Source organism: Mesorhizobium sp. M4B.F.Ca.ET.017.02.2.1 (genome assembly GCF_003998955.1).
Taxonomy (GTDB): domain Bacteria; phylum Pseudomonadota; class Alphaproteobacteria; order Rhizobiales; family Rhizobiaceae; genus Mesorhizobium; species Mesorhizobium abyssinicae.
Genome location: NZ_RZOF01000262.1, coordinates 1 through 8,973, shown reverse-complemented (window position 1 = coordinate 8,973; position 8,973 = coordinate 1). Strand labels below are relative to the sequence as shown.

Below are 8,973 nucleotides of genomic sequence, written 5' to 3'. Positions count from 1 at the left end.
AGATCGGCTTTCCGGTCGGTCCGCGGGTTTCGCTCAGGGCGCAGCTTGCCGCCGGCGGCACGGTGCTGGTGGCGCGGCTGGCGCTGAGGCATGGCATCGCCTGCAACGCCGCCGGCGGCAGCCACCATGCGCGGCGCGCGCAGGGCGCCGGCTTCTGCACCTTCAACGACGTCGCCGTCGCCTCGCTGGTGCTGCTCGCCGAAGGTGCCGCGAGAAACATCCTGATCGTCGATCTCGACGTGCATCAGGGCGACGGCACGGCCGATATCCTTAAGGATGAACCTCGCGCGTTCACCTTTTCCATGCATGGCGAGCGCAACTATCCGGTGCGCAAGATCGCTTCCGATCTCGACGTCGCGCTGCCCGACTGCACCGGCGACGCGGCCTATCTCGACAGGCTCGGCGGCATCCTGCCGGAACTGTCGGCGAGAGCGCGCTGGGACATCGTCTTCTACAATGCCGGCGTCGACGTCCACGCCGAGGACAGGCTGGGCCGGCTGTCGCTCAGCGATGACGGCCTGCGAGCCCGCGATACGATGGTGATCCGCCATTTTCGCCGGCTCGGCATGCCGATCTGCGGTGTCATCGGCGGCGGCTATTCGACGGACGTGCCGGCGCTTGCCGCTCGCCACGCCATCCTGTTCGAGGTGGCGTCAGGCTTCGCCTGAGATCACTTCCTGTAGCTGGCTATCCTCAGCAGGATGAAGACCGGCACGACGATCGCCGCGCCCAAGAGGATGTAGCCGAGGAAACGGTCGATGGCATGGAAGCCGAGATTCCACAGGTCGAGGAAGAACTGGCGGATGCCGTAGTAGACGTCCATCGGCGACCAGCCGAAGGCGTGCATCACAAGGCCGACGAGGAACGAGACCACAAGCAGCTTGATCAGCACCCGGAGCGGTGAGTCACCGAGAAAGCGCGTCAGTGCGGACAAGTTCCGTCTCCACGTTTCGGCCGCCCCGATTCGGGGGGTCGATCCCAGAAATACGCACTTGCCCGCCCGGCATCAAGCCGGCCGGATGCCGGCAACGGCCACGCTCACCAAAACCGCCAGCGCAAGATGCGGGCCCATGGCGGCCGTTCGCGATAGACTTCCCGGTAGCGCCAGAGCCGGTTGTAGCGGTTGCCGCCGCCGATGCCGAGCTCCGACACCGGCCCGCCACCCCGCTTGCGCTTGATCGCCACCAGTTCCTTGCCGTGCCGAAGGCAATGGCTCGGCTTCTGCCCGGCTTGGCCTGGCGGCAGCGTCAACTTGACCGCTTCTCCGACGATGAGGTCCTCCGGATCGCAGGTCATGGCGATGGCCTTGCCGAACAGCGTCGGGCCGGTCGGGCACAAGGCGGTCGGGCCGTAATATTCGCGTTTGACATTGGCGCAGACCAGCTCGATGGCCTTGGCCATGGCCCTGTGGCGCATAGGGGCGGCGACCACGCCGAGGCTGGTGTCCCATGGCGTCGAGCTCAGGAAGTCGCGAAACACCGACAGGCGGCCCTGGTCGCGCGGAACGCCGCGCAGGAATTCATAGGAAAGGTCGGCGTAGACGCCGCCCCGTTCGTAGAGCAGGCAGTATTTGGCGAGGTCTGCCTTGTAGGTGTAGGGACGCAGGGTGCGGAAAGCCGACAGCACCTCGGCGTCGAAATGCGCCGCGATGAACTCACTCAATTCCGCTTCCCCGAACAGGACATGCTCCTCGCCCGGATGGGCGGCCTTGAACGAGCGGATGTTCTCGCTGACCCGTTCGGGAAGGTCAGCGCTCCGATCGTCGGTTATGAGAATGCTGAATAGCGGCATGAGCTCTCGATCGTCAGCGCGGGGTGAACGCCGTCAGTTTCTCCCAGTCGCGCCACTGGTGCGGCCAGCTTTGCAAATAGGGCAGATGCCGATCTGCAAACTCCTGCGCGGCGCCTTGGATCATCTCGGCCTTGTCCCGATGTCGGGCGAGATCGATCGGCCGCTCGACGACCACGTGCAGTTGGCCGGCGCTGTCGTCGCGCCCGACAAAGACCGGCAACAGCGGAGCGCCGGCGATCTTGGCCAGCCGGGGCGCACCGCTGGCCACTTCGATGCCCGATTCGCCTATTCGCGCCGTGACCAGCACTTCGCCCTCCCAGGCTCCGGCGGTTATTGAAACGAACTTGTTGGCGCGAAGCAACCGACGGGCCTCGTTCATGCTGGCAGCTGGGTCGGCGCGGTCGATGACGACGCGGCCGGCGGCGTATCTCAGCTCCGCGCCAATCCTGATCGGGTTCAGGAAGCGGATGCCGAAACGCGACTTGGTGAAGCCATGCTCTGGCCGGCTGACGTGAAACACCTCGAACCCGGCCCTGGCGAAGGCGATCTTCGCCGCCAGCGCATTGAAGCTGAAATGCGCGATCCACAGCACCGCGCCATGGCCTGCATTTTGCGCGGCTTCGAGATGCTCGATGCCTTGCAGCGCAATGGCCGGGTTCCACCCACCGAGCCGCTCGCGCATGATCTGTATGTGATGCTCGTGGCGCGTCGCGCGGACGCGGCGCAGATCGTCATCGCCGGCCAGTCCGAACGAACGAAGGGTCTGCAGGACCCCGCTGTCCTGTGCGGCGAACGATGCGCTCCCGAGCCGCTCCATGGACCGGCAAACCGCTTGCCATCCCCGCTCAGGAACAAGACAGGAAACAATCGCGAAGGCAGGAAGCTGCAGCAGGAATTTGAAATCTTCCGGCGCAAATATCTTCCTGGTCCCGGAGGCCCGTTTTCTCTTGCGTATGCTGAATTCCAAGCCGGGTCCCCACCCTCGCGCCGTGCTTGCGATGGCAGGTGAACAGCCGCCGATTCGCAAAGCGCACGCGCTTCTAGCACGCGCGGCGCCGGCGTCAAAAGCGCTGTTGTCGTCAGGGCGCGGCTTTGGCGATTGCCCGATGCCCGGCCCTCATGGTAACGAGGGCGCCGCGCGGGTATGATGTAATGGTAGCCTGTCAGCTTCCCAAGCTGAACGCGCGGGTTCGATTCCCGCTACCCGCTCCAGCAAAAATCAATCAGCTTGCATGAAACTTGCCATATCCCGCCGCGGGCCGCTGGCTGTTTGCCAGCACCCCGCACAGGGGCAGGTGCTTTGCCACCTCGTCGGCCTCCATCCGCACTATGGTGTGCGACAGGCCGCCGTGTTCCTCGATCCATTGCCGGACCCAGTCGGGATATTGCGAGATCAGATAGTTGGCGGCGGCCGCATTTTGCCGGCCGCCGACGCCGTAAGGCAGATGGAAGCCGAAGGAGGCACGCGGGCTTACGCAAAGCTGCTCGACGGGCAGCGACAGATAGAGCGTGCAGGCGCTGTCGCAGGCCCCTTCAAAGCTCACCTGCTCGTCGGCGGCGCGCAATTCGGCGACGTGCAGCGCGAAGCTTATGATCTGGCCACCGGGATTGTCGCCGACTGTCTCGGCCTTCGCGGGCAACGCCGCCAGGATGGCGGCGAAGAGCCCAACCGCCATGGTCTTCAACGTCCATCCAGGCTTTACGGGCGGCAGATCGGTTTTCATCCTGTGTTCTCGTTCTCGCGTTTGTCTCGCGGGCGTCTACGCTAGATCAGGATGGTTAACATTAGGCATCGCTCATCAATCTTCCGATCGGTGTGTTACACTCGCGCGAGCACGGTTCCCCGAGAGGGGCGCTCTACGGCGAGGGAGGCGCCAGGAAGCGCGCGACGAATTGTTCGGCCGGCAGGTCGAAGGCCGCCTTCTCCCGCATCAGCCTTTCGGTCGGCCAGTCCCACCAGCGGATTTTCTGCATGGCGGCGATCGTCTCGTCCGGGAACCGGTATTTGATGATCCTTGCCGGATTGCCGCCGACGATGGCGTAGGGCGGAACGTCCCTGGCCACCACGCTGCGGGCGGCAATCACGGCGCCGTCGCCGATGGTGACGCCGGACAGGACGATGGCGTCGGTGCCGATCCAGACATCATGGCCGAGCTTGATCGGGCCGTTCGTACGCAGATATTCGAAGGTCGACCTGGTCTTGAACAGCTGGTGCTGTAGCGCGTAGTTCGCCGCCGTGTCCGTTGGGTGGTTGGCCTGGCAGAAGAAGCGGACGCCGGGAGCGATCGCGCAGAACGAGCCGATTTCGACCGGCGACTGTTCGGTGCAGTTGAAGAACGAATGCCCGTCCAGGCTCTTGGAGTGGCGGCCGATCCTGGCATGCGCCGGAATTGCGTTTGGGTCGGCCTTCAGGCCGAGCAGGATTCGCAGTTTCTTGAAAGCCATCGCTGGAGAGCCCCCACCCCGACGCAACGTTGGAATCCGGGCCCGCGACTTGTAAAGGGTGGATTTTGGGTTTTGAACATGCGCGAGGGAGGATGGCGCCGTCGGCGGCCGGGGCGGGTCAGCCCAGCGCCGTAGCGACTGCGCCAGCGGCCGTCATCCCACTTCGCGCAGGATGAAATCGTGCAGCATCTTGGCTGCCGGCGACAGCACGCGGTTCTTCGCCGTGATCAGGCTGTAGGGCCGGACCTCGATGTCGAACTCGGTCTGGACGACGTCGATGGCGCCGGCCAGCCCGTCGGGATTCTGGATGAATTTCGCCACCTGGATCGACACCGGCGCGATGGCGTCGGACTGCGCCACCATGACCAGAGTGAGCAGCAGCGAGCTGGTGTTGAGGATGCGGTCCGGGAGCGCGATGTTGCGGTTCAGGAAATTGCTTTCCATCGCCTGGCGCAGCGGCGAGCCGCCGGACTGGAAGACCCAGTCGTAAGCGGCGGTCTCCTCGAGCCGCACCGCCTTGCCCTTGCTCAGCGGGTGGCCGCGACGCACGATCAGGCAGGCCTTCTCGACGCCGATGACGCGCGATTCGAACAGGCGCGGATTGAGGTCGTCGGGAATGCGCGCGATGATGAAGTCGTGGCGCGACGCGATCAACTCGCGTGCCAGCACATTCGAGGTCTCGACCTGCATGGTGATCTCGATGCGCGGATAGAGGCGGCGGATTTCGCGAATCGCCGGCACCGCCAGCTCGATCGCCGGCGCCGTCACCGCGCCCAGGAACACCGACCCGCCCTTGCCTGCCTTGAGCTCGGAGATCTCTCGGTCGGCCTCGCGCATCTCGAGCAGGATCGAGCGCGCGCGCCTGGCCAGCGCCTTGCCGTAAGGCGTCAACGTGATGCCGCGCGGCAGCCGCTCGCAAAGCTTGACGTCGAGCACCGCCTCCATCTCCGAAATCATGCGCGAGGCGGCCGGCTGTGAGATGTTCATCACCTGGGCGGCGGCGCTTACCCGGCCGTGATCGTCAAGCGCTGCGATCATGCGCATGTGGCGCAGGCTGAGCCCGCTGCGCAGAAGCGTTTCGCCGTCGCCCGGAAGTTCGTCGTAAGTGCCTGATACGCCATCAGGATTGCGCAGTGCCGCCATGCTTTGTCTCCGCTCCCGCGACGCCTTCGTCGACTTTCGCTATATACCAGTTTCGGTATAGCAACCATCAAAGATCGCATTTGACAGTTATGTCAAAGGGACACACCCTTCGCGCGTCCCGTGGCATGACGGTCGATGACGAGGGAGATCGTGTCGATCGAAATCAGCGTCGCGGGGCCGATTGGGAGGATACCGGAGATCGATAGACGACAGCAGCGCAGCTTGCGCTTCTGCTCGCCTGCGCGGCCCGCGAAGCCCCGAGGTGTCGCGTCCATCAACCAGGGAGAGTTACTGTGAAAATCATCAAGACACTGGCCGCCGTGGCGGCCCTTGGCATCGCGGCCATGACGCTGCCGGCGCATGCCGGCGAAGGCCTTGTCGGCGTGCTGATGCCGACCAAGACCTCGCAGCGCTGGATCAATGACGGCGACGCCGTCAAGTCGCAGCTCGAGGCTCTCGGCTACACCGTCGACCTGCAGTACGCGCAGGACGACATTCCGAACCAGCTCAGCCAGCTGGAAAACGAAATCACCAAGGGCCCGAAGGCGCTGATCATCGCCTCGATCGACGGCACCACCATGGCCGACGCGCTGCAGAAGGCCAACGACGCCGGCGTCGTCGTCGTCGCCTATGACCGCCTGATCAAGAAGACCGCCAACGTCGACTACTACACCACCTTCGACAATTTCGGCGTCGGCGTGATCCAGGCTAATTCCCTGGTCAAGGGTCTCAAGGAGCGCTTCCCGAACACCAAGCCGTGGAACGTCGAGCTGTTCGGCGGCTCGCCGGACGACAACAACGCCTTCTTCTTCTACAACGGCGCCATCTCCGTCCTGCAGCCGCTGATCGACGACGGCTCGATCAAGATCAAGTCCGGCCAGACCGGCATGGACAAGGTCGGCACGCTGCGCTGGCTCGCCGCCACCGCCCAGGCGCGCATGGACAACCTGCTCTCGGCCAACTACTCGGACGGCAGCCGCGTCGATGGCGTTCTGTCGCCCTATGACGGCCTGTCGCGCGGCATCACCGCCTCGCTGCGCGCCGTCGGCTACGGCACCGACGCTCAGCCCTGGCCGATCGTGACTGGCCAGGACGCCGAGACCGCCTCGGTCAAGCTGATTATCTCGGGCGAGCAGTACTCGACCGTGTTCAAGGACACCCGCGAACTGGCCAAGGCCACCGTGCAGCTGGTCGACAAGGTGCTCTCCGGCGGCAAGCCGGACGGCCTCGACGAAAAGACCTACAACAACGACGTCAAGGTCGTTCCCTCGATCCTGCTGACGCCGCATGACGTCGACAAGTCGAACTACCAGGCGCAGGTCGTCGATTCCGGCTACATCAAGGCCGACGAACTGAAGTAATTTCGGTTGCAAAGACAGGGGTCCTGCGCAACGCAGGGCCCCTTTTCGTTAACCAGCGGGACCGGTATTGTTTTTGCCGACCTGGTAGGAGTTTATTTCCCGATGACCTCGACGATTTTGGAGATGCGCGACATCACCAAGACGTTCCCCGGCGTGAAGGCGCTGTCGAACGTCAACCTCAGCGTCGAGGAAGGAGAGATCCACGCCATCGTCGGCGAGAACGGCGCCGGCAAATCGACCTTGATGAAGGTGCTGTCGGGGGTCTATCCGTCCGGCACCTATGAGGGCGACATCGTCTTTCGCGGCCAGGAATGCCACTTCAAGGGCATCCATGACAGCGAGCACATCGGCATCGTCATCATCCACCAGGAGCTCGCCCTGGTGCCGATGCTCTCGATCGCGGAGAACATCTTCCTCGGCAACGAGCACGCGACCTATGGCGTCATCGACTGGAACGCCAACGAGAAGCGCACCAAGGCGCTGCTCGACAAGGTCGGCCTCAAGGAAGACCCCAAGACGCTCATCACAAATATCGGCGTCGGCAAGCAGCAGCTGGTCGAGATCGCCAAGGCGCTGAGCAAAGAAGTGAAGTTGCTGATCCTCGACGAACCGACGGCTTCGCTCAGCGAAAAGGACAGCCAGGCGCTGCTCGACCTTCTGCTCGAGTTCAAGCGCCAGGGCATGACCTCGATCCTGATCTCTCACAAGCTGAACGAGGTGAACCGGGTCGCCGACAAGGTCACGGTGATCCGCGACGGACGCACCATCGAGACCTTGCCCAGGAAAGACATCAGCGAAGACCGCATCATCACCTCGATGGTCGGCCGCTCGCTCGACGACCGCTATCCGCCGCGCGAGCCGCAGATCGGCGAGGTCGTCTTCGAGGTCAAGGACTGGTCGGTCTACCATCCGATCCACGCCGAGCGGCAGGTGATCAAGAACGTCAACCTCAATGTGCGCAAGGGCGAAGTGGTCGGCATCGCGGGGCTGATGGGCGCCGGCCGCACCGAATTCGCGATGAGCCTGTTCGGGCGCTCCTATGGCCGGCACATCACCGGCGAGGTTTTGCTCGAAGGCAAGCCGATCGACATTTCGTCGGTGAGCAAGGCGGTGGAGAACCGCATCGCCTATGTCACCGAGGACCGCAAGACCTACGGTCTCAACCTGATCGACCATATCAAGCACAATGTGACTTTGGCCAATCTGGGCGGCGTCTCGAGCCGCGGCGTCATCGACGACATGCGCGAAATGAGCGTCGCCAACGACTATCGCAAGAAGACCAATATCCGCGCGTCCAGCGTCTATCAGCTGACCGGCAATCTTTCGGGCGGCAACCAGCAGAAGGTGGTGCTGTCGAAATGGCTGTTCGCGGACCCGGAACTGCTGATCCTCGACGAGCCGACGCGCGGCATCGACGTCGGCGCCAAGTACGAAATCTATACGATCATCGCCCGTCTCGCCGCCGAGGGTAAGGCGATCATCGTCATCTCGTCGGAAATGCCGGAGCTGCTCGGCATCACCGACCGCATCTATGTCATGAACGAAGGGCGAATGGTCGGCGAAATGGCGGCAAGCGACGCCAGCCAGGAAAAGATCATGCGCGCCATCGTTCGCGGAGAAGGAAAAAAAGCATCATGAGCACAGAAAGCGCTCCGGCGCCGCAGAGCGGCGCAGCCGAAGACGTCAAGCAGGGTCCGCGCATCGCCGTCTCGGCGCTGACGACGAACCTGCGCGAATACGGCCTGATCATCGCGCTGATCGTCATCATGCTGTTCTTCCAGTACACGACGTCGGGAACGTTGTTCAAACCGGTCAACCTCTCGAACCTTGTGCAGCAGAACTCGTTCATCATCGTGATGGCGCTGGGCATGCTCTTGGTCATCGTGTCCGGCCACATCGACCTCAGCGTCGGTTCGGTGGCGGGCTTCATCGGGGCGCTGGCGGCGATGATGATGGTCATCTGGCCGCTCGGCCCGCTCAGCAATCCGCTGGTGGTGTCAATCGTCTGCCTGATCGTCGGCGGCGCCATAGGCGCAGCACAAGGCTACTGGATCGCCTATCACCGGATACCGAGCTTCATCGTGACGCTGGCGGGCATGCTGATCTTCCGCGGCATCTGCCAGGCGCTGCTGGGCGGCGGCTCCTCGGTCGGCCCGCTTCCCGACAGCTTCAAGGCGTTGAGCTCGGGCTTCATTCCGGACGTGATCGGCCCGCTGACGCTGATCCCGCCGAC

General features: G+C 63.7%; 9 protein-coding genes, 1 tRNA gene and 1 pseudogene. 5 read left to right on the top strand and 6 right to left on the bottom strand.

Annotated elements, in window-relative coordinates:
• A partial coding sequence (locus EN738_RS25150; RefSeq protein ID WP_145966924.1) for a histone deacetylase occupies positions 1–668 on the top strand: 668 nt, incomplete at its 5' end.
• A 2-nt stretch (positions 669–670) separates the two neighbouring features.
• Here the strand turns inward: EN738_RS25150 and EN738_RS25145 are convergent.
• From EN738_RS25145 to EN738_RS25135, 3 genes are all read right to left on the bottom strand, one after another.
• Positions 671–934, bottom strand: a complete 264-nt coding sequence (locus EN738_RS25145) for a DUF6460 domain-containing protein (protein WP_127286066.1) — start codon at positions 932–934, stop codon at positions 671–673.
• 104 nt (positions 935–1,038) lie between these two features.
• On the bottom strand, positions 1,039–1,791 hold the full coding sequence (locus EN738_RS25140) for a glycosyltransferase (RefSeq protein WP_127286065.1): 753 nt from the start codon (positions 1,789–1,791) through the stop codon (positions 1,039–1,041).
• 13 nt (positions 1,792–1,804) lie between these two features.
• Positions 1,805–2,818, bottom strand: coding sequence for a hypothetical protein (locus EN738_RS25135; protein ID WP_127286064.1), 1,014 nt, complete (start codon positions 2,816–2,818; stop codon positions 1,805–1,807).
• 111 nt (positions 2,819–2,929) lie between these two features.
• Here EN738_RS25135 and EN738_RS25130 point away from each other — a divergent pair.
• Positions 2,930–3,003 (top strand) — tRNA-Gly (locus tag EN738_RS25130).
• An 11-nt stretch (positions 3,004–3,014) separates the two neighbouring features.
• Here EN738_RS25130 and EN738_RS25125 read toward each other — a convergent pair.
• The 3 genes from EN738_RS25125 to EN738_RS25115 all read right to left on the bottom strand — a co-directional run bounded on the left by EN738_RS25125 (position 3,015) and on the right by EN738_RS25115 (position 5,379).
• Positions 3,015–3,515: a hypothetical protein gene (locus tag EN738_RS25125; RefSeq protein ID WP_127286063.1), complete on the bottom strand. Its 501-nt coding sequence runs from the start codon at positions 3,513–3,515 to the stop codon at positions 3,015–3,017.
• A gap of 133 nt (positions 3,516–3,648) precedes the next feature.
• Positions 3,649–4,236: a CatB-related O-acetyltransferase gene (locus tag EN738_RS25120; protein ID WP_127286062.1), complete on the bottom strand. Its 588-nt coding sequence runs from the start codon at positions 4,234–4,236 to the stop codon at positions 3,649–3,651.
• A gap of 153 nt (positions 4,237–4,389) precedes the next feature.
• Positions 4,390–5,379, bottom strand: coding sequence for a LysR family transcriptional regulator (locus EN738_RS25115; protein WP_127286061.1), 990 nt, complete (start codon positions 5,377–5,379; stop codon positions 4,390–4,392).
• Positions 5,380–5,672: 293 nt separating this feature from the next.
• Between EN738_RS25115 and chvE the strand changes: the two genes are divergently transcribed.
• From chvE to EN738_RS25100, 3 genes and pseudogenes are all read left to right on the top strand, one after another.
• Entirely contained in the window at positions 5,673–6,740 is a 1,068-nt protein-coding gene (chvE, locus tag EN738_RS25110; RefSeq protein WP_127286060.1) for a multiple monosaccharide ABC transporter substrate-binding protein, read from the top strand.
• A 102-nt stretch (positions 6,741–6,842) separates the two neighbouring features.
• Positions 6,843–8,378, top strand: coding sequence for a multiple monosaccharide ABC transporter ATP-binding protein (gene mmsA, locus EN738_RS25105; protein WP_127286059.1), 1,536 nt, complete (start codon positions 6,843–6,845; stop codon positions 8,376–8,378).
• Positions 8,375–8,973: pseudogene (locus tag EN738_RS25100) on the top strand (sugar ABC transporter permease); the annotation flags it as partial. The gene mmsA and the pseudogene EN738_RS25100, both read left to right, overlap by 4 nt.

Bases quoted from the DNA above. Each gene is read 5' to 3' on its own strand.
- EN738_RS25140 (WP_127286065.1), bottom strand. From the start codon at position 1,791: ATGCCGCTATTCAGCATTCTCATAACCGACGATCGGAGCGCTGACCTT.
- EN738_RS25125 (WP_127286063.1), bottom strand. From the start codon at position 3,515: ATGAAAACCGATCTGCCGCCCGTAAAGCCTGGATGGACGTTGAAGACC.
- EN738_RS25120 (WP_127286062.1), bottom strand. From the start codon at position 4,236: ATGGCTTTCAAGAAACTGCGAATCCTGCTCGGCCTGAAGGCCGACCCA.
- EN738_RS25115 (WP_127286061.1), bottom strand. From the start codon at position 5,379: ATGGCGGCACTGCGCAATCCTGATGGCGTATCAGGCACTTACGACGAA.
- mmsA (WP_127286059.1), top strand. From the start codon at position 6,843: ATGACCTCGACGATTTTGGAGATGCGCGACATCACCAAGACGTTCCCC.